The organism is Flavobacterium hydatis (assembly GCF_000737695.1).
Lineage (GTDB): Bacteria > Bacteroidota > Bacteroidia > Flavobacteriales > Flavobacteriaceae > Flavobacterium > Flavobacterium hydatis.
In genome coordinates this window covers 259,768-285,451 of the sequence record NZ_JPRM01000006.1, presented here as the reverse complement: position 1 = coordinate 285,451, position 25,684 = coordinate 259,768, and the positions used below count along the sequence as shown (strand labels likewise).

Genomic DNA, 25,684 nt, shown 5'->3' with positions numbered 1-25,684 from the left:
ACGCTGATGATACTGATTTACAAAAGTAAAGACGCGGATTAAAACGGATTTTTAAAAATAATAGAAAGAAAATCCGTTTTAATCTGTGTTTTCGTCTTAGCGAATCTGTTTTATCCGCGTTCCTTTTTTGGCTACTGCTTGAATGTCTGTAATCTGCGTCCAAAAAAAGCTTAGCGAACTTTGCGAATAACTTTGTGACCTTTGCGGTTAAATAATTTAAAGTTTGAAAAATAAATTAAAAGCGTTCTTTCAACGCATTATAAATTGGATTAAACAAAATAAGATAAAATCACTACTAGCATTTTTGTTAGTGGTGATTTATTATTTTTCATTACCACGAACATTATTTCAAGAACCATATTCTACTGTTATTGAGAGTAAGGAAGGAGAGTTATTGGGAGCGAAGATTGCTCGTGACGGACAATGGCGTTTTCCTGCACAAGATAGTGTTCCGGATAAATTCAAAAAATGTATAGTATATTTTGAAGACGAATATTTCTACAAGCATCCCGGTTTTAATCCTGTTGCTATGGTCAATGCAATTAAACAAAATAGAAAAGCGGGGAAAGTAGTTCGAGGCGGAAGTACTCTTACACAACAAGTAATCCGATTATCGAGAAAAGGAAAAGGCAGAACTTATTTTGAAAAACTAATCGAAGTTTTTCTTGCGACAAGATTAGAAGTAGGGTATTCTAAAGATGAAATATTAGAATTATATGCTGCTCACGCGCCTTTTGGTGGAAATGTTGTAGGATTAGAAATGGCATCATGGAGATATTTCGGAGTAAAATCTAATCAATTATCATGGGCGGAGAATGCAACTTTGGCGGTTTTGCCAAATGCACCGAGTTTAATTTATCCAGGAAAGAATCAAATAAAATTATTAGAGAAACGGAATCGCCTTTTGCGTAAGCTTAACCAAGAAGGTATTATTGATAAGCAAACCTACGAACTTTCGATAGAAGAACCTTTGCCTAAAAAACCGTATGATTTGCCACAAGTAGCACCACATTTATTACAGCGTGTTGCCAAAAATCAAGAAGGAACAAGAGTAAAAACTACTGTTGAGTTTGCTTTACAAAATAGGGTAAACCAAATTGCAAAATATTATTACAATCAATACAAACAGAATGAGGTTAATAATCTGGCAATTTTAGTAATAGATGTTTCTAATAGAAATGTAATAAGTTATGTAGGGAATTCTCCAACAGACGGTGATCACCAAAAAGATGTTGATATTATAGATGCGCCAAGAAGTACAGGAAGTATTTTAAAACCATTATTGTATGCTGCAATGCTCGATGATGGAGAATTGCTGCCTAATACACTAGTTGCCGATGTACCAACCCAAATTGCGGGTTATACACCTCAAAATTTTAATTTAACATTTGATGGAGCTGTGCCAGCACATAGAGCCTTATCGCGTTCGCTTAATATTCCATCAGTATTGATGTTACAGGATTTTGGTGTGAATAAATTTTATGAAGAGCTTCAGAAATTCAAATTAAGAAACATCACAAAATCGCCAGATCATTATGGATTGTCGCTTATTCTTGGTGGAGCCGAAAGTAATTTATGGGATTTATGCCGTAGTTATGCGAGTATGTCATCGACGATAAATTATTTTAATAAAAGCAACGGAAAGTATCGAACAAATGAGTTTACAGAATTAAATTATGAAAACGATTTTGAGCCCGATTTTGGCGACGAAAGTACCCAAAAGAATATCTTAGGCGCTGGCTCAATTTGGTTAACGTATAACGCCATGGAAGAGGTAAATAGACCGGAAGGAGATGAAGCTTGGAAGTTTTATGATAGTTCGCTAAAAATTGCTTGGAAAACAGGAACAAGCTTTGGTAATCGCGACGCTTGGGCAATAGGAACAAATTCTAGATATGTAGTTGGAGTTTGGGTAGGAAATGCTACAGGTGAGGGAAGACCAACCCTAACAGGAGTTACAAGTGCTGCGCCAATTTTGTTTGATGTATTTAATTTATTACCAAGACAAAAATGGTTTACAACACCTTATGGAGATTTAGATGAGGTTGAGGTTTGTCGTTTAAGCGGACATTTGGCCAAAGATGGTTGCCCGAAAATAAAACAATGGGTTGCCCGAAAAGGAAAAACGACTTCTGTTTGTCCGTATCATAAACTTGTACATTTAGATCAAACGGAAAAGTTTCAGGTAAATAGTAGTTGTGAAAGTATAGAAAATATGGTTGTGAAAAATTGGTTTGTTTTGCCGCCCGTTATGGCTTGGTATTACAAAAGCAAGCATATAGAATATATGCCGTTACCACCATTTAGAGATAATTGCGTTGGGACACAAACAGCTGCGATGGATTTTATTTATCCTAAAGCCAATAGTAAAATCTATTTGACCAAAGATTTTAATAGCGAAGTACAACCTGTAATTTTTAAAGTGGCGTATTCGCAAAGAGAAAGCCAATTGTTTTGGTATGTAGATAACGTGTATAAAGGCGAGACTAAAGTCTTTCATGAAAAACCTATTGTGATGACTGCAGGATTCCATTATATTACGGTTGTAGATGAATTAGGGAATGAAATTAGACGAAGAGTTGAGGTTGTGAGAGAATAATGCGACAGAATTAAAACATTCTTAAACGACCATAAACATTTTTATTATTGGTAAATCTAAAAGTAACTCCAAAGGTAAAACCTTTAACTACAGGAATTTTTTCTCTGTCAAAAGGTGCTGAATAGCCAAAACCTAAATCTATCATATTTAAAAAAGTAAGACCCGCAAGAGCATATGCATTTTTATCTGATGCACCAGCTTTTATAAAAAGAGATTTCTGAATGTTATAAGATAAATGCATGTCTGGTAAACCGTAATATTTGCCATCATAACTTGTAATCCCGTATCCTAGCCCTAAAAAGAGTTTGTTTTCTTCCTTGCAATCCAGGCAGAATTCTAATCCACCAGTAAATTGGCTTTTGGTTGCAATTGAATATCCTAAATAAAGAATTGGCCATTCTGGAATTCTAAATCTGGGTGTATTGTTATTAACTTGGTAGTTGAAGTTTCTCGTTTCGGATGTATCATCATTTTCGTTATACCATTTGGCATTACCAACTAAATACTCAGCTTCTAAATCTTTGGAGTAACCTTGAAATTGTATTTTGTTACTTTTTAAATAATAATCATTAATTACATAAAGAGAATCTGTATCTGTTATTTTGTATCCTACAGCAGTCTTCGTCTTTATTTTTATAGGCTTGATTCTGTAATAGAGAGCAGTTTCTTTGTTGGATTTTTTCCAGTTTTGGTCAAAGAAAATGGTGTCGTTTTGAGCTGAGGTTTTGGATGCGAGTAATATAAAAACGATTAAAGAACAATACTTGATAATCTTCTTTATAATAGCATTTAATTGTTTCGTTGGATGCATTTTTCAGTTGATTTTATTATTTTAAATCTTAATCAAATCTAGGAAAAAGACTTTGATTTATTGGTGTGTTTTTAGAATGCTTATAGATGATTTGGGATCAACACTAAATGTTGCGGAGAAACATATAAAAATATATTCATCAATTATTTTTTACCGCAGAGAACGCAAAGATTTTCGCAGAGTTTACTAAGACTTAAGCTGTGTTTACACAATTTAAGCACACAAAGCTTTGTGAACTTTGTGTTTTTACTAAGCTTAGTATATTTAAAAACTTTGTGTTCTTTGTGGTAATTTTTTTCGTCTCCACAGCTTTTAAAATTGATTCTTGATTTGGTTTTTAACATATAGGTACAAAAAAACCGCTAATCTTTCGAAAAGCGGTTTCTTGTTTTATTCTTTAATAACATTTCCATCTTTATCATAGAAATGGTATTCTAAATACGTGTAAGCGTCACGAGGTATGATTTTCACCCATTTTTTATGTTCAAAAAACCATTTTGAACGTATTGATGGAAAACCTTTACAGAGGTAAGCTGCCACAAATGGATGTGTATTAAGCACAACCTTTTTGTGGGTTTTTAAAAGTCTGTCTAAATCAGATGATATCTTATCAATGATTAAAATTGGTGCTTCAATTTCACCATTTTCATTGTTAGGATCTTCTTCTCTAGTTTTAATATTAACTTCGGGTCTTACTCTTTGTCTTGTAATTTGAACTAATCCAAATTTGCTAGGAGGTAAGATTTTATGTTTTGCTTTATCGTCGCTCATTTCTTCTCGCAAGAAGTCGAACAAAATTTTCCTATTTTCAGGATTAGACATATCGATAAAATCAACTACGATTATTCCACCCATATCACGCAAACGCAATTGTCTGGCAATTTCAGCGGCAGCAATCATATTAACTTCCATGGCGGTGTCTTCTTGATTAGTGGCCTTATTAGAACGGTTTCCGCTATTTACGTCTATAACGTGTAAAGCTTCAGTATGTTCGATAATAAGATAAGCCCCTTTACTCATGGAAACGGTTCTACCAAATGAAGTTTTGATTTGTCTCTCTATATTGTATTTCTCGAAAATTGGAGTATCATTTGATTGATAAAACTTAACAATCGATTGTTTTGAAGGTGCAATTTCTTGCAGATAATCCTTCGTTTGATGGTACAACTCTTCATCATCAATTTGAATACCACTAAAGGTATCATTAAATACATCTCTTAATATTGAAGAAGCTCTATTAAGCTCTCCTAATACCTTGGATGGATGATGAGCAGTTGGTAATTTTTTACACATTGCAGTCCATCTGCTAAGCAGGTTCTGCAAATCTTTTTCTAATTCGGCTACGTTTTTGCCTTCGGCTACTGTACGAACAATAACACCAAATCCTTTAGGTTTGATCGATAATACAAGTTTTTTTAAGCGATCCTTTTCTTTTTTGTCTTCTATTTTTTGTGAAATAGAAACACGATCAGAAAAAGGAACTAAAACAATAAAACGTCCAGCCAAAGATAGTTCTGCACTAATTCTTGGACCTTTAGTAGATATTGGTTCTTTTACGACTTGTACTAAAACAGATTGATTAGCACTTAAAATATCAGTAATGGTGCCGTCTTTATCAATCTCTTTTTCAAACTGAAAGGTTTTTAGGGAGAAATCTTTTAATTTACCTGCGCTTACAAGTTTTATGAATTTCAGTTGGGAAGCTAAGTTAGGCCCTAAATCGTGATAATGTAAAAAGGCATCTTTTTCGAAGCCTACATTTACAAAAGCAGCATTAAGACCAGCAACGGGTTTTCGTATTTTGGCTATAAAAATATCACCAACTTGAAAATTGCTTTTCTCTTCTTCCTTGTGTAATTCAATTAGTTTTCCATCTTTTAATAAGGCAAAATCTACGAAATCAGAACTTGATCGAATGATTAATTCTTTATTCATTTGTAAATTTTTATCCGAACTTTTTAGTTTTCAATTAACAGTTTTCAGTTCATAGTTTTTGCAACTCTTAAACTCATAACGTATAACTCATAACTGAATTGTTAGGATGGATTAAACAATATTTTTTAACAGGTATTGAACCCGGAGGAGTTAAGCTGGCAGTTTCAGTAGCAGTAGGCAGTTTTAGGCTGCAAACTGTAATTTCGTACTGAGACTGTCAAACTCCAATTTCAATGAACGTTTAAAAAGAAAAAAGTAGTTTAAAACTACTTTTTCTTCTTGTGGCGGTTAGCTCTCGCTCTTTTTTTACGTTTGTGCGTTGCTACCTTATGTCTCTTTCTTTTTTTACCACTTGGCATATCTTATCGATTTTATGATTAATTAATAGTATTATTTTGCTTCGTTATTCGTCTTTACTCCTTCTACAAAAACTTTTGCAGGTTTAAACGCAGGAATGTTGTGTGCTGGAATTTTAATAGTGGTATTTTTAGAAATGTTTCTTCCAGTTTTTTCAGCTCTGGTTTTTACAATAAAACTACCAAACCCTCTTAAATAAACATTGTCTCCAGTTTCTAATGAAGTTTTTACTTCATTCATAAAAGTCTCTACAGTTGCTTGAACGTCACCTTTTTCAAGACCTAATTTTTCTGAAATTTTCGCTACGATATCTGCTTTCGTCATTTTCTTTCCTATTTATAATGGTATACTATTTTTTGAGTTTGCAAATATAGGAATTAAAAAAACAAATATTCAAGCTAATTCGTTAAATTTTAATTACATAAACTTTTACTTTTGTTGTCTAATATTTAATGATGAGTTTTTCTAAACAATTGATAAAATGGTATTTACAAAATAAACGTGATTTACCATGGCGAAATACTACCGATTCTTACCCTATTTGGCTATCAGAAATAATGCTTCAACAGACAAGAGTAGCTCAAGGAATGCCTTATTTTTTGTCTTTTACAAAAGCATTTCCTACTGTTTTTGATCTAGCTAACGCCGATGAAGAGCAAGTTTTAAAACTTTGGCAGGGATTAGGGTATTATTCTCGTGCTAGAAACTTACATCAAACAGCACAATTCATAGCCAATGAATTAAATGGAGTTTTCCCTGGGAGTTATAATGATTTATTAAAGCTAAAAGGTGTAGGAGAATATACGGCAGCAGCAATTGCTTCTTTTTCTTATAATGAAGCCGTTCCGGTTGTCGACGGAAATGTGTTTCGTGTTTTGTCACGATACTTTGATGTTGAAACTGATATTGCAGCTGCTTCTGCCAGAAAAGAATTTGCGGCCTTGGCTTACGAGTTAATGCCAAAAGATAACCCAGCGATTTTTAATCAGGCTATAATGGAGTTTGGCGCATTACAATGTGTTCCTAAAAGTCCGGATTGTTCTGTTTGTATTTTTGATGATAGTTGCGCCGCCTTGCAAAAGAAAAAAGTAAGCGAGTTGCCAGTGAAATCTAAAAAACTAAAAGTAACAAATAGATATTTTAATTATCTGGTTGTTGAGGATGAATTGGGGAATACAGTTTTGCAAAAACGAACAGCTAAAGGAATCTGGCATAATTTGTATGAGTTTCCATTGTTAGAAACAGATGCCGAAAAAGATTTCGATTTTGTTTCGATGCGTGTTAAAGATGATTTTTTTAAGGAGTATTCTATAATAGGTATAGAAGAATGTAATCCGAAAAGTATTATTCATAAATTATCGCATCAGCATTTGTATATCAAATTTTGGAAGATAAAGTTAAAAGAGACAATTTTAAACGGGATTAATGCGCAGGATTTAAAAACTTATCCATTTCCTATCGTGATTCATAATTTTATTGAATCAGAATAAATAAGTTTCCAAAAAAATGTATCTTTGATAGAAATACTATAGTAAACCATGAACGGAACATTAAATAAAGTGATGTTAATAGGTCATTTAGGTGACGATGTAAAAATGCATTATTTTGATGGTGGAAATTGCATTGGGCGATTTCAATTAGCAACTAATGAGGTTTATATAAATAAAACGACCAATGAGAAGATCACTTCTACGGAGTGGCATAATTTGGTAGTTCGCAATAAAGCCGCAGAAATCTGTGAGAAATATTTATCTAAAGGAGATAAAATTTATATCGAAGGTCGAATAAAATCCCGTCAATGGCAAGCCGAAGATGGTTCGACTAAGCATACAACAGAGATTCAGGTAACTGAATTCACTTTCTTGACAACCAAAAAAGAGACGGAGGCACAGAAGCAAAATCCTTCTTCAGAATCATCAAAAAACACTAACTTTGACGCTTCGAACGATGGCTTACCTATAAATGATTTGCCATTTTGATTGTTTAACTAATTCTTTTTAATTTGGACCCAGAGCCCAGTTTATACCTTGCAAACACCTTAGATACCAATCTGATTATTGGTTTTCTTGGAATTTTTATTTTACTTTTTTGTTCGGCCATCGTTTCTGGCGCCGAAGTAGCCCTTTTTTCGCTGTCTCAAAAAGAGATAGATGAAGCATTACAAGAAAACGTGTCCAAAGGAAGAATTATTTCTAACCTTTTGGATAAACCCAAAAAACTTTTAGCAACATTACTCGTAGCAAATAACTTCATTAATATTGGAGTTGTTATTTTGTTCTCTTTTGTAGGTAGAGATATTTTTGGCGCAGTTATTTCGCCTGTTTTAAAATTTATTCTCGAAGTAATCCTGGTTACATCTTTGATATTGTTGTTTGGTGAAATTTTGCCTAAGGTTTATGCTAGTCGTAATAATCTTAAGTTTGCACAACGAGTTGCGTATCCTATAGCAATATTAGATAAATTGCTTTCTCCTGTAAGTTTGCCAATGCGTGCTGCAACTATTTATTTGCATAATAAACTAGGAAAGCAAAAAACTAGTATCTCGGTAGGTCAGTTGTCGCAAGCCTTAGAGCTTACAGACTCTGATGATACATCGACAGAAGAGCAAAAAATACTAGAGGGAATTGTTTCTTTCGGAAATACCGATACAAAGCAAGTAATGAGCCCTAGAATTGATATTTTTGCATTAGAAATTTCAGAGCCTTTTTCGGCGATCTATCCTAAAATAATAGAAAAAGGATATTCTAGAATTCCTGTTTACAGAGATAATATTGATCAGATAGAAGGAGTTTTGTTTGTTAAAGACTTACTACCTTATATAGATCAGAAAGATTTTGATTGGGTAACACTTATACGTGAACCATTTTTTGTGCCTGAAAATAAAAAGTTAGATAATTTGCTTAAAGACTTTCAGAGTATGAAAAGTCATTTGGCAATTGTTGTTGATGAGTATGGTGGGACTTCGGGATTGGTTTCTTTAGAAGATGTAATCGAAGAAATTGTAGGAGATATTAGTGACGAGTTTGACGATGAACATATTAATTTCTCTCAAATAGATGAAAAAAATTACCTGTTTGAAGGGAAAATAAATTTAAAAGATTTTTACAGAATCATTGATGTTGATGAAGATTTGTTTGAGATACAAAAAGGAGAAGCCGAAACATTAGGAGGTTTTATTTTGGAAATCATTGGAAACTTCCCGAAGAAAAATCAAAAAATCACTTTCCAGAACTGTGTTTTTACAATAGAAGCTGTAGATAGTAAAAGAATAAAACAAATAAAAGTAACAATAGAATAAAAATGCTTAAAAAATCAATTGCCATAATCGCACTTTTTATAATGACGATAACTGTATTTAGTTGTAAAGACGATGTTGTGCCAAAACCTGCAAGTTATTTAAGGTTAGACTACGCAGAAGCTAAATATGTGAATTTTGAAAATCAATGTCCGTTTGCTTTTGAAATGAATGCTGATGCGGTTATAAAAGGGGAGAAGGATTGCGGATTTACAATTTCATACCCAAAAATGAAGGCGACAATTTATCTTACTTATAAACCAGTAAATGGTGATATTAATAAATTATTAAAAGATGCTCAGAAGTTAACCTATGAGCATGTTATAAAAGCAGATGATATATTAGAACAGCCGTATTTAAACCCTGATAAAAAATTATATGGTATGTTTTACCAAGTTGATGGGAACGCAGCTACAAACTCACAATTTTACATCACAGACAGTATTAAGCACTTTGTAACGGGTTCGGTTTACTTTTATGCTAAGCCTAATTTTGATTCGATTATGCCAGCAGCAAGTTATATTAAAAACGATATGCAACATCTAATGGAAACTATTAAGTGGAAGTAGAAAAAAATAGAGTTATAAAAAAAGAGCATTCGTTATGAATGCTCTTTTTTTTTATGATTAAAATCGTTGGGATTACGATTTCATATTCGAAACTTTATATGTTTTTCCGTCTCCGGTAGCTTGAACTATTTTAGTTAAGTTTTCTGGATTTTGAATAGTTTTGTCAAAAGTTACAGTAGCAGTTTTTTTCTCAAAATCTACTTTTGCTTCTTGTACACCATCTAAGTCAGATAATTCGCTTTCGATAGTTTTAGCACATCCCATTGCGCAAGTCATTCCTTCGATATTAAAGCTTGCAGTTTGTACATTCTGAGCAGCAATTTCTTTGTGTGCTTTAGGGGCAGCTGCTTCAGTTGTAGCTACTTCTTTAGTTTCTGCTTCATTTTCATTCTTTTTACAGCTTATAAACAAAAGGCTGGCAATTGCTAAAGCTGCGATTGATTTTACGATTTTCATATTGTTTTGTTTTAAATAGTTTAAAAGAGGCTTTGTTCGCAAAATTAATAAAAAACGAATGGGGAATTCATAAATTTATTACAATTTTGCATTAAAACAGCTATTATGGATTCAAGACAATTGAAGTGGGTTTACTTAACAGTATTGGCTTTGGTTTGGGGAAGTTCTTTTATATTGATAAAAAAGGGACTTGTTGGTTTAACTGCAATTCAATTGGGTTCTTTGCGAATTATTTTTGCAGCTGTGTTTTTATTGCTAGTTGGTTTTAAGAGTTTGGCTAAAATTCCGCAAAGACAATGGAAATATATCGCTTTGACTTCTTTGTTCGGAACTTTTACGCCTGCCTATCTTTTTGCTATTGCCGAAACTCAAATTGATAGCTCGATCACTGCAATTTTAAATTCGCTTACACCATTAAATACATTGGTAATTGGGGCTGTTATTTTTGGAATTCAATTTCAAAGGCGACAAATTTTTGGTGTTTTTATTGGTTTAATAGGTTGTTTGCTTTTAGTTTTTAACGGAGCGTTAAGCCATCCAGAGCAAAACTATTATTATGCTATTTTGGTTGTGATTGCTTCACTTTGTTATGCAATAAATGTAAACCTGATTAAGAGATATTTGCCAGATTTAAGCTCTTTGAGTATTACTACAGGAAATTTTGCGGTATTGCTAATTCCTTCAATTGTAATTTTGAGCTTTACAGGTTTTGGAGAAGTGATGCATGATGAGAAAGTGCAGAATTCAATCCTGTATATAATTATCCTTGGAGTAGTAGGAACGGGAATCGCGAATGTTTTGTTTTTTAAATTAATACAAATGTCATCACCAGTATTTGCTACATCGGTAACTTATTTAATACCTATAGTGGCTTTCTTCTGGGGCTTTCTAGATAATGAATCGCTTACGCCAATTCAGCTTTTGGGTGCTTTTATTGTTTTAATAGGAGTTTATCTGTCTGCGAAGAAGTAGATTTTTGGTGGCGAAATGCTATTTGTAAAAAGTAAAACACAAAAAAAAGCTTTGTCAAAGTTTAAAACTTTGACAAAGCTTTTGAGAATCTTAGTATCTCAGAAACTTAGTGTCTCAGAATCTTCTAAAGGAAATCTGCATCAGAAACTCCTTCGTTGATTTTTACTTGAGACATTTTGATGTTTAATTCAAAACCTACATTCTGAACGATATTAAAAGGAACTTTAACTCCTTTTACTTCTTTATAGTCTCCAAAATTTGTAGTTTGAGTAACTGTTTGTCCGGCTTGCTCAGCAGTTTTAGATTCAGCAACTTTTAATCCTGATTTGGTGTCATAAAAATAAGTTGTTTTGCCGTCTTTTATAGCATAAGCATCGCTGTTGTTAATCGGTTCGATATGATCTATTGTTAATCCGTCTTTTTTAGAAAGCTGTAGTTCTTCAAACGGAACTGCGCTAGCTTTCATATCTGTAAGGTCCTTTCCTTCAAGATTTTTTCGTTGTCCTTGTTGCTCGATGTAAGCTCCTTTTTCGTTAACAACTTGCTTCATTAAATTCATAGGTCCCATAGCAAGCGAAACCATCATTTTTCCTTTTGCATCCATTTTAGATGTAAAACTTAATGGAGAAGGAGCCTGAGGGATTGTAGTTGATCCTAGCATTGCAATTGTTTTTACAGATGCAACAGCCTTTTCTCCACCAATAGCTTTTATGTAATCGCTAAAAACTGTTTTAGCAGTTACTCCAGCAGGGACTTCTTTCTTTAATACTGGTTTTTCTGTTGGGTTAGCATATTTGTCAAAATAACTAATAGGAATATTTAGTTTCTCTAATCCAGGAATAACCTCAGAGCCTTTTCCTGTAATTACAATTCTCATATTGTCTATTAGGAAATATTTGTTGGCTACTCTAAGTACTTCATCGGCAGTTACATTGTTGATGTTTTGAATGTATTTCTCATAAAAATCTGCAGGAAGATTTTCTGTTTCAATGTTCAAAGCATATCTCGCAACAGCTTGAGGTTTCTCAACTTGCATTACAAATCTACCAATGTATCCAGCTTTAACTGTTTTTAAGATTTCATCAGAAACTTTTTCAGCTCGGATTCTTTTTATCTCTTTTACAAATTCAGTTACAGCGCTATCAGTTACAGCGTTTCTAACTGCAGATGCAGCTTTAAATTTTGTAGTGTATTTTCCACTGCCTAAACCTGAACTTGCTCCATAAGTCCATCCGTGAGCTTCACGTAAATTCATGTTTAAGTAGCTGTTAAAATCGCCGCCTAAAATTTGATTTGCGATTACTGCAGGGAAAAAATCAGGGTCATTCATTTTTAAGTTTACCGTATTCACTAATGCTATTTCAGATTGTACAGCATTTGGAACATCTACAAAATTAATTTGAAGATTAGAAACGTTTACAGGATTAGGATATGTTTCTTTTGGTTGTGTTCTTTTCTCCCATTTTCCAAAAAGCTTTTCTACTGCAGCTTTAGTATCTTTGAGTTTTATGTCTCCAATAACTACTAAATAGGCATTTTCTGGAACAAAATGATTTTTGTAATTGGCTTCAACATCTGCTAGAGTTACGTTTTTTAGTGTTTGCTCAGTGATGAATTCTCCTGAAGGATGATTTTTTCCAAAAGCTAATGCATCAACAACTCTTCCTTCGATTGCAGGAACGCTTTTTTCATCGGCTTTAAGTCCTTCAAGTATTTTTGCTTTTTCTTTATCAAATTCAGCTTGAGTAAAATTAGGTTGTAATGCACCTTCAGCTAAAAGTTCAAGAATTCTTCCTGAATATTTAGAAAGTGAACTTGCAAAAGCACCTTGTGAACTAAAGTTGATGCCTGCTCCGTAAAAATCTATCTCTTCGTTAAAAGCTTCTTTGCTTGTTTTCTTTGTTCCATTACCAATCAAGCTGCTTGTTAATTCATCCACACCTTTTTTGTTCCCTTCTACAAATGGAGCATTGTCTAGTGTTAAGTTGAAACTTACTCGTGGTAGCTTGTGATTTTCAACAACTAAAACTTTCATACCATTTGCTAAAACAAAGGTTTGTGGTTTTTTTATGTTTACTACGGGTGAGTTTCCTGGTTTTGGTTGCGGGCGATCTTGTGCTTGCATAATTCCTGTTACGAATAAAAGGATTAAAATAATTTGTCTTTTTTTCATGATTCTAAGAGTCTTAATTTTGTGCCTTTGTGCTAGGAACGTAGTCTAAAATTAAACGTTGATTAGGATTCAGATATTTTTTTGCAACATCTCTAATTTCTTCTCTAGTGATAGAGTGATAGAGGTCGATTTCGGTATTTATAAGATTTACATCACCATAAAGTAGATAATAAGACGCTAAGTTTTCAGCAATTCCTTCTACATTAGAGTTAGAGTTAACATAGTTATTATCGAACTTGTTTTGTAGTTTTTCGTAATCTTTCTCAGAAATTAAGTTTGTTTGTAGTTTCACAATTTCTTCGTCAATCTCTTTTAATAAATCGGCAGATGTATAAGGATTCATAGGTAGTCCATATAAAATGTACATTCCGTAATCTTCTTGGCTAAAGCCAACTGCTCCAATTTGCAAAGCCATTTTTTTATCGTCGACTATTTTCTTGTATAGTTTTGAGCTTTTTCCGTCACTTAAATAAGAAGAGATTAAATCTAGCACTCTTGCATCTCTGGTTTTCATAGATGGAGTTCGGTAAGAAGCAACCAACATCGGGATTTGAATGTTTGGATCTTCGTATGTTGCTTTGATAGGTTGAGTTATTGGATCTTCTGTATAGGTTTGTTTCTGTAGTGTTTGTCCTTTTGGGATTGGTCCAAAATATTTCTGAATCCATTCTTTTGTTTTGGCTTTATCAAAATCTCCTGCGATTACAAGAACAGCATTGTTTGGAGTGTAGAATTTTTTATTGAAAGCTTTAAATTCTTCAAGAGTTGCTGCATCTAAATCTTTCATAGATCCAATTGTTGTCCAGCGATAAGGATGATTTTTGAACATGTTTTTCTTTACCTCAGGAAGAATGTTTCCGTAAGGCTGATTGTCGTAACGCGTTCTTTTTTCTTCTTTAACAACTTCATTTTGGGTATCAACCCCAATTTTGTTTATTACAGGATGCATTAATCTTTCAGATTCCATCCATATTGCCAATTCAAGATTGTTAGATGGGAAAACTTCGTAATAATAGGTTCTGTCGTCTGATGTGTTGGCATTGTTGGTTCCGCCATTGGCAGTTACAATTTTCATCCATTCACCACGTTTTATATTTTGGGTTCCTTCGAATAATAAGTGTTCGAAAAAATGAGCAAAACCAGTTCTGTCTGGAGTTTCATCTTTTGATCCTACGTGATACATTACAGAGGTTACGACAACTGGTGCCGAAGAGTCATTGTGCAGAATAACGTGCATGCCGTTATCTAAATCGTATTCTTCGAAAGCTACTTTTTGAGCCGAAGCTACTCCACCTAACATAAGTGCTGCACTTAGCATAATTAATGGTTTTTTCATAGAGGTTAATAATTTTTTCATTTACAACTAATAAGTAAAGATTAATTAAAATAGTTACACCAAAAATAACTTTTTTTAATTAGGATTTAGGAAACGGGTTATCTTTTGATTAATCTTTAACAGTGTTTTACTACAATAGTGATTTTTAACTATTTGAAAAGTCTTGAAAAACAGGATTTAAAGAGAGTTTAATAATTTTACTTTAAGAAATTGCACAGTAAATTATTAATTGTATATTTGCAACCTTAAAAATCAATAAATCAATTTGGTATGTATGCAATCGTAGAGATAGCAGGGCAACAATTTAAAGTAAGCAAAGACTTAAAGGTTTTCGTTCACAGATTAGCTAATGAAGAAGGTTCAAAAGTTTCTTTTGACAAAGTTCTTTTATTAGATGATAATGGGAATGTAACTTTAGGCGCCCCAGCTATAGAAGGTGCTTCAGTAGAAGCTAAAGTGTTACAACACTTAAAAGGAGACAAAGTAATCGTTTTCAAAAAGAAAAGAAGAAAAGGTTACAAAAAGAGAAATGGTCACAGACAATATCTTACTCAAATTGTAATTGAAGGTATTACTGCAGCAGGAGGAACTAAAAAAGCAGCGGCTAAAAAAGCAGTTGTAGCAGAAGAAGTAGCTACTGAAGAAGTAGAAGCTCCTAAAGCGAAAAAAGCAGCTCCAAAAGCAAAAAAAGAAGCTACTAAAGAATAATAACAATATTTAAACTCATACGTCATGGCTCACAAGAAAGGTGTCGGTAGTTCGAAGAATGGTAGAGAATCAGAATCAAAACGTTTAGGCGTTAAGATTTTTGGAGGTCAAGCTGCTATTGCTGGGAACATCATCGTTAGACAAAGAGGTTCAAAACATAATCCAGGTGAAAACGTTTACATTAGTAAAGATCATACTTTACATGCAAAAGTTGATGGGGTTGTAAAGTTCCAAAAGAAAAGAGATAATAAATCATACGTTTCTATACTTCCATTCGAAGCATAATAACTAAGATTCTATATTATTATAAAACCCGTTTGCCTTGGCAAACGGGTTTTTCGTTTTTAGGTAATGAATAAAATAGATTGTGTATTTGTTTCAAGTAATTACGGAAATCTACGAAAGGAACGCAGATTATGCGGATTTTAGTTTTGATTGTTTTTAAATCCGTGGCAAAAAAAAGCAGGCAGATTAAGCAGATTTTTTATTGGTGTAAATTCGTGGCAAAAAAAATAAACACAGAGAACACAAAGTTTTTAAATATGCTAAGCTTAGTAAAAACACAAAGTTCACAAAGCTTTGTGTGCTTGAATTGTGTAAACAGAACTTAAATGGTAGTGAACTCTGCGAAAATCTTTGCGTTCTCTGCGGTAAAAATAATTAATGAATATGTTTCTCCATAATATTTAGCGTTGATCCCGAAATAGCATTCTTAAAGTTTTTTACGCTAGTTTCGGATAGTTTTATTATTAGTACTTTTGATTAGATAAATCTATTTTAGTTTTGAAAAGAATATTATTACTTCTATTATTTTTTTGTGTGGGTATGTATGCAAGAGCTACATCTGGTAGTATTACAAGCCAAATTACATCTCTTGACGAATCACAAAAAACAGTTCTATATGAATTTGCAGTTTTACAGAAAAATGGTTCTGATGCCAATGTGTATTGGGAAAAATACAAAAGTCAGTTTCCTACGTTAAATGATAGTGAAAGAGATAAATTGGCTAATGAAATCTTTGCAAATTCTCATGTTTTATATACTCCTGTAAAAAATTCGGCTATCGAATTATGGATGCAAGCACAATCGTTTACAAATTGGATGTTGTATTTAGCGGCATTTATTGCGGTATGTGCAGTAATAGGTTTGTTGCGTAATTATTGGGGAGCAATTATAAGGATGCTTATAAGGCAGTTTGAGCCTTTGTTTAAGTTGTTATTTTCGGAAGTTTTACTGACTTATGAATTATTGCTGATTGGTGCTGTTTGTGTTTTTTTAGGATGTCGTGTAGATGATATGGTATTGCGAACAGTTATTATTCATGTTGGGTTCTTTTTATTGTGGAGTCAATCTACAGCATTGTTTACTAAAAATTATCTTGTTCGTGGATATATTTATAAAATAAGAAATAATTTCTGGGAACAGGATAAGTGGGAAGTGGTAAAAACAATTTGTCTTCCTGCTATTATTCTCACGCTTTCTATTTTGTATGTGTTGTATGAAGTACCCGAAGACGTGTTTTATAATTATGAAGTTGTAGTAGCGGGTCTTGCTGCAATTTATGCATTACCAGTTTGGCGTTCGCTCGAAAAATATATTTATCCAGTTCTGATTCCCTATAAGGATGTTTACATAGAAAGAAGTATTTATTCGCTTGCAACTTGTACCGTTCTGGCTCTGTTTATAGCTGGTGTATTTTTATGGCAATCAAACGTTGCGTTATCGTATATTATAACGGCATTGACTTCGTTGTTGGTTATTTCATTTTTAATCCTGTCTGCAAAGGTTAATTATAGCCATAATTATAAAAACTATTTTTACCTACAGTCTGTCACTGTTCTTTTCTTTTCGTCTGTTTTGTTTTATAGTTTTAGTATTAAGTCAGGCGAAATGATTTGGGTGTCATTAATTGGAGTTTGCATTTTTATTGTTATTAAATATTGGGAGATTCCAACATTCTTCTTTAGTTGGAAAAGAAGAAATGGCTCATGGGCTTGGGGTTTTCTTGGGATGGCAGCTTTGTTATGGTTGCTGGCAAAAGGAATTTTGTATGTATTAGAGGTTTTTTATTCTTAGGATTAAGTTATAATAGAAGAAAAAATATTCTTTTCGGTAAGGGTTTTGCTTGTTAAAAATGATATGTTTTTGGCAGTTTATAAAAATAAGAACGGTTAGAAAACATGGAATTTACCCGGTGGCAGAATGGAGTTTGAAAAAACTGCAGCTTTGGGATGCTATTATTGATAATAAAATAAGATTTGTTAGATAAGAAGATTGTTGATTGACGATAAGATGAAATCTACTCTATCTTTCGCTTCTAATTTGGGTACTTCTATTAATTGATAACCACAATCATTGTAGGTGTTTGTTATTGCTTTATAGGTATCTATTGCTTCTTGAAAAGATTGTTTGCGTTCAGTATCTGTCTGGTAGATTTCTTCCCAAGGAGGCAGAATAAATGCAATTGGATTATATCGGTATTTTTTAACAGCTTCTGAAAGTTGTGTATAAGGTTTTAATCCGATTAAATTTGCATAGGCTAAAGTGTCTGGGATTCCTCTGTCAAAAAAGGTGATGAATGCATTGTCTTTATTTTCTATATAAGATTCGATGGAGTATTCTAGCATTAATGATGTAAATTTTTCTTTGTCTGCCCAAGGCAATGCGTTTCCGTTTGATTTTACCTGTTCCTTGATTATTTCTCGAGCTACTTCGTCTACACAATGATAGTTTCTTTTTTTTAGTTCTTCGATGATAGTTGTTTTGCCGCATCCGGGACCTCCGGTAATGGCAAATAAATGGATTGATTTGTTCATTTCAATTAATTTGATTGTTGTAAAATTTCTTTTAGGTTATGTGTATTAAGTAGAATTATTTGTGATAAAGATATTTCATGTTTTCACTGATAGTAGAGTTCTGTCTATGGAATACCGAAAAAAAATCTATTTCGATTTAAAAAAAGAGGATGTATTGGAGTGATAATATTTCTTATATTCGCTCAAAAAAAGTTAAATTATTGCGTAAAGGCATATTTAGATCGGGATAGTTTGACTGTTTTGTGTGTCAATTATAAAAATATATATTTAAACCTTAATAATATAAATGGGTAAGATTGATTTATTAGTTATTGTAACGGTAGTTTCCTTGTTTATTTCTTTATTTCTTGCATTTTTTTTGTTTGCTGTTAAGACAAATCATAAGATAAGTAATTATCTTTTTGCTACTTTTTTAATATTATCAGCGATAGATACTAGCCAAACTTTATTTAACTTAATAATTGATAGACCTTCAAATTTTGGAATGTTAAGAAGTTTGTTTGTTTTCTTGCAACTTCCTGTTTTTTATCTATATGTGTTATCTGTTTGTTATTCAGACTTTAGGCTTAAACCAAAACACTTATTGCATGCGCTTCCTTTTGTAATTGCAAATGCAATTTTTATACCTCGTTTTTATGCTGTAGATGTTGCGTCTAAGATTAATTTTATTCAAAACTTTCAAAGTAAGATTGAAATACAGTTCAATCATATACTTATACACGTTCAGTTTATTGTATATATCATTGCTGTTTTTATGGTTTTAAGAAAAGCAAAAAAACTATATCTCGAAAATTGTGCAGGTACAAGTATTAATTCTTATAATTGGCTATTTCAGTTTACGGTTGTATTGACTATTTTGTATTCGGTTGCTCTCTTAAAAAATATCTTAAAGTTTTCTGATTATCTTTATGTCTCTGACTGGATAAAAAGTGGTCTTCTCGTACTTCACTTACTTGTTGTTTGTTGGTACTTATTTAAAGCATTGAATAATCCTGGTTTATTCAGGAGCATAGATTCAAAATTAAAACTAGTTTCGGATATTGTTTTAGAAGAAAAAAATAATGAGCAATTAGCTATAAGTGAAAAAGAATATAATGAAGACTTATTAAAATTGCAGCAGTATATGGCCGAAGAAAAACCGTTTCTAGATCCTTCCTTAACAATTCAGGATGTTTCTAAGGGTATTGCAATTCCTGTTAGGGATCTTTCGCTTTTAATTAATCATAGGTTAGAACAACATTTTTACGATTTCATTAATACCTATCGTATAGAAAGTGCTATGAATATTTTAAAAGATGCTACAAAAAGTAAGGTCACCGTTCTGGAAATTCTTTATGATGTAGGTTTTAATTCAAAATCTTCTTTTAATACCGCTTTCAAAAAACACACTGGTTTTACTCCTACAGATTATCGCAAAGCATTGTAATTTAGTATTTTGTAATTACTCGTACTAGTACTTTTAAACATTCGTACTAGTTTTTAAGAACAAATGCGTTCGAATATTTTTATTCGGTCGCGTAGGTTTAACTTCTCCCGCATCTTTGTATCGAAATAAATTCTTAACCTTGAAAATTACGATACAATGAAAAACATTATCTATTTATTACTTCTTATAGTAACAGTTGCAAGTGCTCAAACAAACAAAAAAGTAGCACTAAAAGAGAAAGATTATAGCTTTCTTACAGACAGTTTAAATATTGATAAACAATTAGAAAAGCATAAACTGGCGGGATTTAGTCTTGTTGTTTTTAAAGACTACAAGATTGTTTACACAAACCAATTTGGTGTAAAATCAATAGACTCTAAAGAGAAAATAGATCAAAACACTGCTTTTTCTACCGCTTCAATTTCTAAACCAATAACAGCACTTCTTTGTTTTATCCTTGAAGAAAAAGGATTGATTAAATTAGACGATCCTATAGATGGTTATCTAAAACGCTGGCATTTGCCAAAGAGTAAGTTTATCGAAAATAATCGCCCAACGTGGAGACAATTTCTTAATCATACGGCAGGTACAACACAAAGCGGATTTGCAGATCATTATGAAGGCGATACAATCCCGACAATAAAAGAAAGCCTTTTAGGAAAGATTCCACGTTATGACAAAGAAATCGATTTCTTGTTTACGCCAGGAACAGGTTGGGCATACAGCGGCGGTGGTTATGTAATTGTTCAGATGGCATTAGAGGATACTTTTAATAAACCTATTGGAGAATTGGCGAAGGAATATATTTTCTCTCCTCTTGGGTTAAAAAACACCACAATGATACAGCCTGATGAAAAAGGATTCCCTAAAAATGTAGCACTTGTTCATGACGAAAACGAAAAGGTTATTAGAACAGGTTTGCCAATCACACCACAAGTTGGAGCATCAGGAATGTGGTCTACACCTACAGATTTAGCTAAGATTGCTATCGAGATGCAAAATGCTTTGCGCAATAAAAACAATAAAGTGATTTCTTATAATGTTGCAAAAAAAGTAACAGAAGTAACAGCTTTAAAAGATGCAGTTGGCGGGTGGAGTTACGGATGGCAAAAGTCTTTTGGTTATAATAACTATGATTGGTTTATATGTAATGGTTCAAATACAGGAGTAGGAGGTAGTGTTTTTGCTACTATGACAGATGGAAACGGATTTACATTTCTTACTAATGGCGAAAAACCGAATCGTTTTCCTGTGATGGGACAGACACAAAAAAAGCTTCTTAGCCTGATGGATTGGAATGGAAAGACATCTAATGAGGAAACTCAGGAAATGCCTGCCAGCCTAAAAGAAAAACTAATAGGAACGTATGATGATTTCCTTTATGCACAGGGAGTGGAAACCAAAATTGTAGAAAAGAATAACCGTCTTTATGTTGAATCTATGTTATTGGATCATTTTAAAGGGAAAAATGATAATGAGTTGGTATATCTTAAAAACGGATTATTTAAAATTATAGATTATCCAAACTTATTAAAATTTAATTTCAGCAACGGAAAACTTAGTTCTGTAACCTTAATGAGAGATAATCTGACGAGTGAAGTATCGGTAGTTGCTAAAGTGAAATAAACTATTAGGATTGATTAAAGACTTTATTTTTACTTTTAGTTGTTTGATTGTTGTTGAAAAAAAACTCCATTAGAAATAATGGAGTTTTTGTGGTTTTAAAAGATTTATTTTCCTTTTAATAATTTCTCTAAATATTCAACCTTTTCTTTTTCGGCTTGAACTAAACGTTCGTAAAGTTCAATTACTTTATCAAGTGGATTGAATGAACAATTATGATTTACGGTTGGACCACTGTTAATTACTGCTCCTTCGTAATTATTTTGAATATTATTTAAAACTGTTTCGTCGCTATAATTTTTAATTGCTTCCGCAGAAACTCCTAAAACTTTGGCAATTGCTTGTAATTTATCTTCTTCTACTGCTTCGCTTCCTTCAATATTAGATATAGATTGTTGGCTTACTCCAATTGCAGTAGCCAAAGCCTCTTGTTTCATACCACGTAGCTCTCTAATTCGGCTAATATTTCGGCCTATATGTTTCGGTTTTGTTGCTGTGCTCATAGTTCAAAGATATTTAAAATTCTTTTAAAAAACAGGTTTTGGTAAAAAACAAGTCCACTTGGTAAGATACAATCCATAATGGTTCGATACAGTACTAAGTCAGCTTTCCTTGCGTGTAATAAACAAAAATAGAGAATATAAGTAATTGTTTAACGTGTAAAAAACAAAATTATGGAAGTAAAAGAAGTTGATAAACCTGAAGACTTTAGACAATTAATCGCTAGATATTTCACGACAATAAAACCCACAAATGATAAAGTGGGTATTTATACCGCAGAAATCAGAGTATCGAATTACTGTGAGCTTTCATGCGTTATTTCTAATATGCTAAAATTATGTATTCTGGCATTAGATCATGAAGCGGTAGGAATTTCAAAAACAACCAAAGATTCTTCTATCGATATTGCATTAATATTAAAAATAGTTACGCAATTACTTCCTATGGATGAAATTGAATTTCTGGATGAGATTAATAAAATGGTTGTTAGGGATTCGCTGCATTAAACTATTTACACTGTAAATTTAATAATGATAAAAACTTACATTTTTAAAGAATATAAAATGGGTTTAATTTATTTTGTAATAAAAAAACTATATATTAGCAATCAGGATATCATTTTAACAAAATGTTAACCGTCTTAAAAGTACAAGGATTAATAAATCCTTTTCTGCCTGCATAAAGCAAAGTGAAAAAGGTAATTTTAATGTTATGAATAATAAATTACAAAGAATTACACAAATGTTACTATGCTGTTTTCTTCTCATCACATTGGGTTGTGAAACCGAAAAGTTGGTAATTGATGAACAAACACCTCAAGGGAAAAGTATTCTAGCGGCGAAAATATGGTTTGATCAATACAAATCTAATGGTATCAATTATGAATTATTTCAGAATTTAAAATATAATTGGAGTGAAGCAAAGAGTACAAAATCAGAAGATGGAACAGAAACTATTATCGTACCAGTTATTGAATTAAAAGAAGATAAAGAAGAAATTTGGTCACAGAAATTATATCTTTATAAATTGAATGAAGGTAATTTTAAGGCATTATTGTTTGAAATATATCCCGATAAAAATGTTCCGTCAGGTAGTCAAACAATTGAAGAAGGCGATTTCAACGGCTACATGGCTGCATGGGATTTAAAAACGGGTTTTGTAAGAGCATCCAGATTTAAAAACAATCAAGTTGTTGAAAATGGAATTTTAACAGTACGTTCCAGTGATGAAATTAATAAAGAAGGGGCTGTAACAAATAAAATAGCACCTGTTTTTTTTGTCATTTCTTATGAAGATGATGGTAAAATATCTGGATCGCCAGAAACAGAACCAGACCCAATTGATTTAAGAGAGGTGCCTGTAAAAGGAAAGCCTAAACCAATTAGTCAGGGATCTCCAGTGGTCATAAGTCCGCGTTCTCCTGTAACTGGTGGAACAAGCCCAGGAGGTTTTACTTCTCCTGGCGGCGGCAGTAGTGGTGGCGGCAGTACAAGTATTGCTATATCAATTGTAGAACAAATTATTACAGACGATAATCTAGAACCGTGTCCTAAAGAGGTGTTAGAACAATTAAAAAAGATAGCAAATGTTGATATTGCAGCTGTATTAAATAAATTAGGATCTAGCAAAGTATTTACTGTCACCATAGAATCAAGCTCACTAATTCCTAGATCAGCTGCCGCTTCTCCTTCTGGTTTAAATAAGTACAATATTAAGATAAGTTCAAATTATACAAGTGCAACACGATTATTTAGAGCTTCAAATTTATTACATGAAATGATACATTGTTACTTTTTTAGTTTAGTAGACGATTATACAGCTAGTAATAATCCAGCAATTTTTAACGATTTTCCAACCTTGTTTCAAAAATTTGTTGATAAAAAATACCCTGGTTCTAAAGATTCTGCTCATCATGACGAAATGGCAAATACATATGTAAATGCAATTGGAGCTGCATTACAAGAATTTCAAACAGGATCCCCCGTTCCTAATGGAGGAGTTCCTGATCAAATCTATACAGATTTAGCTTGGGGAGGTTTGCAGGAAGCGCCTATATTTAAAACAAAATTCCCAGAGGGAAGTTTAGAGTATAATAGAATTGTTGGAAGGTATAATGGTGAGAGTGTTAATTCTGTTATTAATGGACAAATTCCAGTAGGGAAACCATGTACTATTAATTAATTTTTGCATTATGAAAAAGTATTTTTTTTATTTAATTACACTGACATTATCAGTTTATAGTTGTTCTTCCGTTAAAGGAAACTTGTCACCTATTAATGCTTATTTAAATTCTAAACTTAAAAATAATGATACAATTATTGTTATTGAAAATAAGATAAACAACAATTATGCAATAGATCTCCTAAAAGAGAAATCTATTGCAGTTGTGGATAGTAATACGATTGAAAATAGTGTAGGTTTAAAGCCTCCATTATATAATGAAAAATATTGGGATATAATGAATCAAAAATATCGTAATAAAAATACTGAAGTTTGGCTAAAAAGTGAATTATGGAATCAAAATGATTTTAGTAAAGCTAAAATTAAATTCGTAAAAGAAAAAGTTTTCCCTAAACCATCAGTTTATAATGAGTACATGACGGATAAAAAAGGTGAAATTTTAGTTTTTTCATTTTCGGAACCAATTTTTTATAAAAATGAAGAGTATGTAATATTTTCAAAATCTGAAACGACTACTAAAAAACAATTTATTCTACCTAATTCTATTGTCATTATGAAAAAAGAAAACGGAGAATGGATAGTGTTTAAAGAGATAAATGATGGTAATTATTACTAAAATGATTCATGATTAAAATATTAATAGTTGTTAAATTAGATAGGGTTAAGCAGCGTTTTTTATGAGGCAGTTGCATGGGCAGGATTAGGGAAACTTGATACTGATGTGACTACGATTGCTTGGGATAATTTACCTGCTGCGGAGAAAACTAAAATTACTAATCTGATTAATGAGAATTTTTATAATGGACCTTCTAATTGTAATTAATTATGAAAAAGAATATTTGTTTGTTAGTATTCCTAACAATTAATCTTATAAGTGCACAAACAAAATCCAGTGATTATTTTACTTTATATAAAGGCGGGGATAAATTTTTAAAACCTGTTAAGTATGTAATGTTTGATTCTCTTTCAAATGGTAATACAAAGGTCAAAGAAAATGGGCTGACATATTTTGGAATTAAAGGAGAACGATTCAAGTTTGATATAAAAAAAGATAAAAAAGAAAGTTGCTCATTAGATATTCTAAATAAAATAAAACTTGAGGATCCGAGTGAACTACAGAATGATGGATATAAGTTTTTTAAAAAGAAAAAGGAAGAAGTTGAAAAAATAAAAAAAGTTAAAATTATTTATCCACCTGCGGGATTTCAATCCTATTTTAAAATATTTATACTTGAAAAAACAAAAAATGGAGTTTTTAAGTATGAAGTTGATTGGGAATATTCAGATTTTTAAAAGCATTTGTTTATAAATGAGAAGCCTAATAACATTAATTTTTAGCATTCTATTCATTTCTTGTTCATCTACAAAAGTGGAAAAACAAATAATTGATGATTTTTTAAAAAATGAACCTCGAGCAAAAAATATTGAAGTTTTAGTTCAAGAAGCAGTACCGATAACGGAAGCATTGAAGTATTATGAAAACGCTTACAATCAGAGAAATCTCTTTGAAGGAGAAATCCGTTTTGCACCAAATGAATACCCTCCTTATACATGGGAAATAGATTCAACAGAAATAGGAATACTAAAAAAGAAATATCAAACGGATACCGTGGTATATAATTGGAAGAAAAGAGATTTTACAACCCCCAAATTAATAATAACACCTAAAAAAAGGATTAACAGTCCCGAAAACCAAAAATATGGATACGGTATGTACTTATCTAGACCATTAATTACTCAAGATAAAAAGCATGCTTTTTTGTTTTATCGGTTTTTTGCAGTTGGAATGGGGTCTAGTGAAAAGAAAGCCGTATTGTTAAAAAAAGTAGATGGTAAATGGGTCGAATTATATTATTATAATAATGTAATGGAAATTAACTAGTAGAACATCATACTTCATGAAAAAGCTATTTTGTTTTCAATTTT

At 32.2% G+C, this 25,684-nt stretch carries 24 protein-coding genes; 16 read left to right on the top strand and 8 right to left on the bottom strand.

Translation table 11 applies throughout. The annotated features are described in order from the left end of the window. Positions 1-223 precede the first annotated feature (223 nt). Positions 224-2,599, top strand: coding sequence for a penicillin-binding protein 1C (pbpC, locus tag IW20_RS05810; protein ID WP_035619773.1), 2,376 nt, complete (start codon positions 224-226; stop codon positions 2,597-2,599). 10 nt (positions 2,600-2,609) lie between these two features. Here pbpC and IW20_RS05805 read toward each other — a convergent pair whose 3' ends face one another. From IW20_RS05805 to IW20_RS05795, 3 genes are all read right to left on the bottom strand, one after another. After that, positions 2,610-3,410: a hypothetical protein gene (locus IW20_RS05805; protein ID WP_035619771.1), complete on the bottom strand. Its 801-nt coding sequence runs from the start codon at positions 3,408-3,410 to the stop codon at positions 2,610-2,612. Between the two features lie 390 nt (positions 3,411-3,800). Then, a complete protein-coding gene (locus tag IW20_RS05800; protein WP_035619769.1) occupies positions 3,801-5,345 on the bottom strand; it encodes an Rne/Rng family ribonuclease in 1,545 nt (514 codons plus the stop codon). A 390-nt stretch (positions 5,346-5,735) separates the two neighbouring features. Next, on the bottom strand, positions 5,736-6,026 hold the full coding sequence (locus IW20_RS05795; RefSeq protein ID WP_024981932.1) for an HU family DNA-binding protein: 291 nt from the start codon (positions 6,024-6,026) through the stop codon (positions 5,736-5,738). A gap of 131 nt (positions 6,027-6,157) precedes the next feature. Between IW20_RS05795 and mutY the strand changes: the two genes are divergently transcribed. From mutY to gldD, 4 genes are read left to right on the top strand one after another with little or no spacing between them, the layout of a single operon-like run. Beyond that, positions 6,158-7,192, top strand: coding sequence for an A/G-specific adenine glycosylase (gene mutY, locus IW20_RS05790; protein ID WP_035619767.1), 1,035 nt, complete (start codon positions 6,158-6,160; stop codon positions 7,190-7,192). 48 nt (positions 7,193-7,240) lie between these two features. Continuing rightward, complete coding sequence (locus IW20_RS05785) at positions 7,241-7,681, top strand: single-stranded DNA-binding protein (protein WP_035619765.1); 441 nt, start codon at positions 7,241-7,243, stop codon at positions 7,679-7,681. Between the two features lie 23 nt (positions 7,682-7,704). Further along, on the top strand, positions 7,705-9,000 hold the full coding sequence (locus IW20_RS05780; protein ID WP_035619764.1) for a gliding motility-associated protein GldE: 1,296 nt from the start codon (positions 7,705-7,707) through the stop codon (positions 8,998-9,000). Between the two features lie 2 nt (positions 9,001-9,002). Then, positions 9,003-9,566, top strand: coding sequence for a gliding motility lipoprotein GldD (gldD, locus tag IW20_RS05775; protein ID WP_035619763.1), 564 nt, complete (start codon positions 9,003-9,005; stop codon positions 9,564-9,566). A gap of 72 nt (positions 9,567-9,638) precedes the next feature. Here gldD and IW20_RS05770 read toward each other — a convergent pair whose 3' ends face one another. Continuing rightward, entirely contained in the window at positions 9,639-10,022 is a 384-nt protein-coding gene (locus IW20_RS05770; protein ID WP_035619762.1) for a heavy-metal-associated domain-containing protein, read from the bottom strand. A 105-nt stretch (positions 10,023-10,127) separates the two neighbouring features. Between IW20_RS05770 and IW20_RS05765 the strand changes: the two genes are divergently transcribed. After that, positions 10,128-10,994, top strand: coding sequence for a DMT family transporter (locus IW20_RS05765; RefSeq protein WP_035619761.1), 867 nt, complete (start codon positions 10,128-10,130; stop codon positions 10,992-10,994). A 124-nt stretch (positions 10,995-11,118) separates the two neighbouring features. On the opposite strand, the gene IW20_RS05760 is transcribed toward IW20_RS05765, so the two are convergent. Both IW20_RS05760 and IW20_RS05755 read right to left on the bottom strand, forming a co-directional pair. Next, positions 11,119-13,167 (bottom strand): M16 family metallopeptidase, encoded by a 2,049-nt coding sequence (locus IW20_RS05760; RefSeq protein WP_035619760.1) that lies wholly within the window; start codon positions 13,165-13,167, stop codon positions 11,119-11,121. A gap of 13 nt (positions 13,168-13,180) precedes the next feature. Beyond that, entirely contained in the window at positions 13,181-14,503 is a 1,323-nt protein-coding gene (locus tag IW20_RS05755; RefSeq protein ID WP_035619943.1) for a M16 family metallopeptidase, read from the bottom strand. Between the two features lie 270 nt (positions 14,504-14,773). On the opposite strand from IW20_RS05755, the gene rplU reads away from it, so the two are divergent. From rplU to IW20_RS05740, 3 genes are all read left to right on the top strand, one after another. After that, the gene (gene rplU, locus IW20_RS05750; RefSeq protein ID WP_035619759.1) at positions 14,774-15,211 is read left to right on the top strand and encodes a 50S ribosomal protein L21; all 438 of its coding nucleotides are present in this window, start codon (positions 14,774-14,776) and stop codon (positions 15,209-15,211) included. A gap of 24 nt (positions 15,212-15,235) precedes the next feature. Continuing rightward, positions 15,236-15,496 (top strand): 50S ribosomal protein L27, encoded by a 261-nt coding sequence (rpmA, locus tag IW20_RS05745; RefSeq protein ID WP_025539465.1) that lies wholly within the window; start codon positions 15,236-15,238, stop codon positions 15,494-15,496. A 498-nt stretch (positions 15,497-15,994) separates the two neighbouring features. Then, positions 15,995-17,287 (top strand): hypothetical protein, encoded by a 1,293-nt coding sequence (locus IW20_RS05740; protein WP_240478457.1) that lies wholly within the window; start codon positions 15,995-15,997, stop codon positions 17,285-17,287. Between the two features lie 185 nt (positions 17,288-17,472). Here IW20_RS05740 and IW20_RS05735 read toward each other — a convergent pair whose 3' ends face one another. Then, entirely contained in the window at positions 17,473-18,027 is a 555-nt protein-coding gene (locus IW20_RS05735) for an AAA family ATPase (RefSeq protein WP_035619755.1), read from the bottom strand. Between the two features lie 286 nt (positions 18,028-18,313). Here IW20_RS05735 and IW20_RS05730 point away from each other — a divergent pair, with 286 nt between their 5' ends. Continuing rightward, a complete protein-coding gene (locus IW20_RS05730) occupies positions 18,314-19,453 on the top strand; it encodes a helix-turn-helix domain-containing protein (RefSeq protein WP_035619753.1) in 1,140 nt (379 codons plus the stop codon). A gap of 156 nt (positions 19,454-19,609) precedes the next feature. Next, positions 19,610-21,079 carry a serine hydrolase domain-containing protein gene (locus IW20_RS05725; protein ID WP_051885580.1) on the top strand — a complete coding sequence of 490 codons (1,470 nt, stop codon included), beginning with the start codon at positions 19,610-19,612 and terminating at the stop codon, positions 21,077-21,079. Positions 21,080-21,183: 104 nt separating this feature from the next. On the opposite strand, the gene IW20_RS05720 is transcribed toward IW20_RS05725, so the two are convergent. Next, on the bottom strand, positions 21,184-21,579 hold the full coding sequence (locus IW20_RS05720) for a helix-turn-helix domain-containing protein (protein ID WP_035619752.1): 396 nt from the start codon (positions 21,577-21,579) through the stop codon (positions 21,184-21,186). Positions 21,580-21,750: 171 nt separating this feature from the next. Between IW20_RS05720 and IW20_RS05715 the strand changes: the two genes are divergently transcribed. The 5 genes from IW20_RS05715 to IW20_RS05695 all read left to right on the top strand — a co-directional run bounded on the left by IW20_RS05715 (position 21,751) and on the right by IW20_RS05695 (position 25,640). After that, positions 21,751-22,083, top strand: a complete 333-nt coding sequence (locus IW20_RS05715; protein WP_035619751.1) for a hypothetical protein — start codon at positions 21,751-21,753, stop codon at positions 22,081-22,083. Positions 22,084-22,288: 205 nt separating this feature from the next. Continuing rightward, on the top strand, positions 22,289-23,758 hold the full coding sequence (locus IW20_RS05710) for a hypothetical protein (protein WP_123869442.1): 1,470 nt from the start codon (positions 22,289-22,291) through the stop codon (positions 23,756-23,758). Between the two features lie 10 nt (positions 23,759-23,768). Further along, positions 23,769-24,374 (top strand): hypothetical protein, encoded by a 606-nt coding sequence (locus IW20_RS05705; RefSeq protein WP_035619749.1) that lies wholly within the window; start codon positions 23,769-23,771, stop codon positions 24,372-24,374. Positions 24,375-24,583: 209 nt separating this feature from the next. After that, positions 24,584-25,051 carry a hypothetical protein gene (locus tag IW20_RS05700; RefSeq protein WP_035619747.1) on the top strand — a complete coding sequence of 156 codons (468 nt, stop codon included), beginning with the start codon at positions 24,584-24,586 and terminating at the stop codon, positions 25,049-25,051. A gap of 16 nt (positions 25,052-25,067) precedes the next feature. Further along, positions 25,068-25,640, top strand: coding sequence for a hypothetical protein (locus IW20_RS05695; protein ID WP_035619745.1), 573 nt, complete (start codon positions 25,068-25,070; stop codon positions 25,638-25,640). Positions 25,641-25,684 lie beyond the last annotated feature (44 nt).

What these genes read in the sequence shown, in the direction of transcription:
- IW20_RS05805 (WP_035619771.1), bottom strand. Translation starts at nt 3,410, where the DNA reads ATGCATCCAACGAAACAATTAAATGCTATTATAAAGAAGATTATCAAG.
- IW20_RS05800 (WP_035619769.1), bottom strand. Translation starts at nt 5,345, where the DNA reads ATGAATAAAGAATTAATCATTCGATCAAGTTCTGATTTCGTAGATTTT.
- IW20_RS05795 (WP_024981932.1), bottom strand. Translation starts at nt 6,026, where the DNA reads ATGACGAAAGCAGATATCGTAGCGAAAATTTCAGAAAAATTAGGTCTT.
- mutY (WP_035619767.1), top strand. Translation starts at nt 6,158, where the DNA reads ATGAGTTTTTCTAAACAATTGATAAAATGGTATTTACAAAATAAACGT.
- IW20_RS05785 (WP_035619765.1), top strand. Translation starts at nt 7,241, where the DNA reads ATGAACGGAACATTAAATAAAGTGATGTTAATAGGTCATTTAGGTGAC.
- gldD (WP_035619763.1), top strand. Translation starts at nt 9,003, where the DNA reads ATGCTTAAAAAATCAATTGCCATAATCGCACTTTTTATAATGACGATA.
- IW20_RS05770 (WP_035619762.1), bottom strand. Translation starts at nt 10,022, where the DNA reads ATGAAAATCGTAAAATCAATCGCAGCTTTAGCAATTGCCAGCCTTTTG.
- IW20_RS05765 (WP_035619761.1), top strand. Translation starts at nt 10,128, where the DNA reads ATGGATTCAAGACAATTGAAGTGGGTTTACTTAACAGTATTGGCTTTG.
- IW20_RS05760 (WP_035619760.1), bottom strand. Translation starts at nt 13,167, where the DNA reads ATGAAAAAAAGACAAATTATTTTAATCCTTTTATTCGTAACAGGAATT.
- IW20_RS05755 (WP_035619943.1), bottom strand. Translation starts at nt 14,503, where the DNA reads ATGAAAAAACCATTAATTATGCTAAGTGCAGCACTTATGTTAGGTGGA.
- rplU (WP_035619759.1), top strand. Translation starts at nt 14,774, where the DNA reads ATGTATGCAATCGTAGAGATAGCAGGGCAACAATTTAAAGTAAGCAAA.
- rpmA (WP_025539465.1), top strand. Translation starts at nt 15,236, where the DNA reads ATGGCTCACAAGAAAGGTGTCGGTAGTTCGAAGAATGGTAGAGAATCA.
- IW20_RS05735 (WP_035619755.1), bottom strand. Translation starts at nt 18,027, where the DNA reads ATGAACAAATCAATCCATTTATTTGCCATTACCGGAGGTCCCGGATGC.
- IW20_RS05730 (WP_035619753.1), top strand. Translation starts at nt 18,314, where the DNA reads ATGGGTAAGATTGATTTATTAGTTATTGTAACGGTAGTTTCCTTGTTT.
- IW20_RS05725 (WP_051885580.1), top strand. Translation starts at nt 19,610, where the DNA reads ATGAAAAACATTATCTATTTATTACTTCTTATAGTAACAGTTGCAAGT.
- IW20_RS05720 (WP_035619752.1), bottom strand. Translation starts at nt 21,579, where the DNA reads ATGAGCACAGCAACAAAACCGAAACATATAGGCCGAAATATTAGCCGA.
- IW20_RS05715 (WP_035619751.1), top strand. Translation starts at nt 21,751, where the DNA reads ATGGAAGTAAAAGAAGTTGATAAACCTGAAGACTTTAGACAATTAATC.
- IW20_RS05710 (WP_123869442.1), top strand. Translation starts at nt 22,289, where the DNA reads ATGAATAATAAATTACAAAGAATTACACAAATGTTACTATGCTGTTTT.
- IW20_RS05705 (WP_035619749.1), top strand. Translation starts at nt 23,769, where the DNA reads ATGAAAAAGTATTTTTTTTATTTAATTACACTGACATTATCAGTTTAT.
- IW20_RS05700 (WP_035619747.1), top strand. Translation starts at nt 24,584, where the DNA reads ATGAAAAAGAATATTTGTTTGTTAGTATTCCTAACAATTAATCTTATA.
- IW20_RS05695 (WP_035619745.1), top strand. Translation starts at nt 25,068, where the DNA reads ATGAGAAGCCTAATAACATTAATTTTTAGCATTCTATTCATTTCTTGT.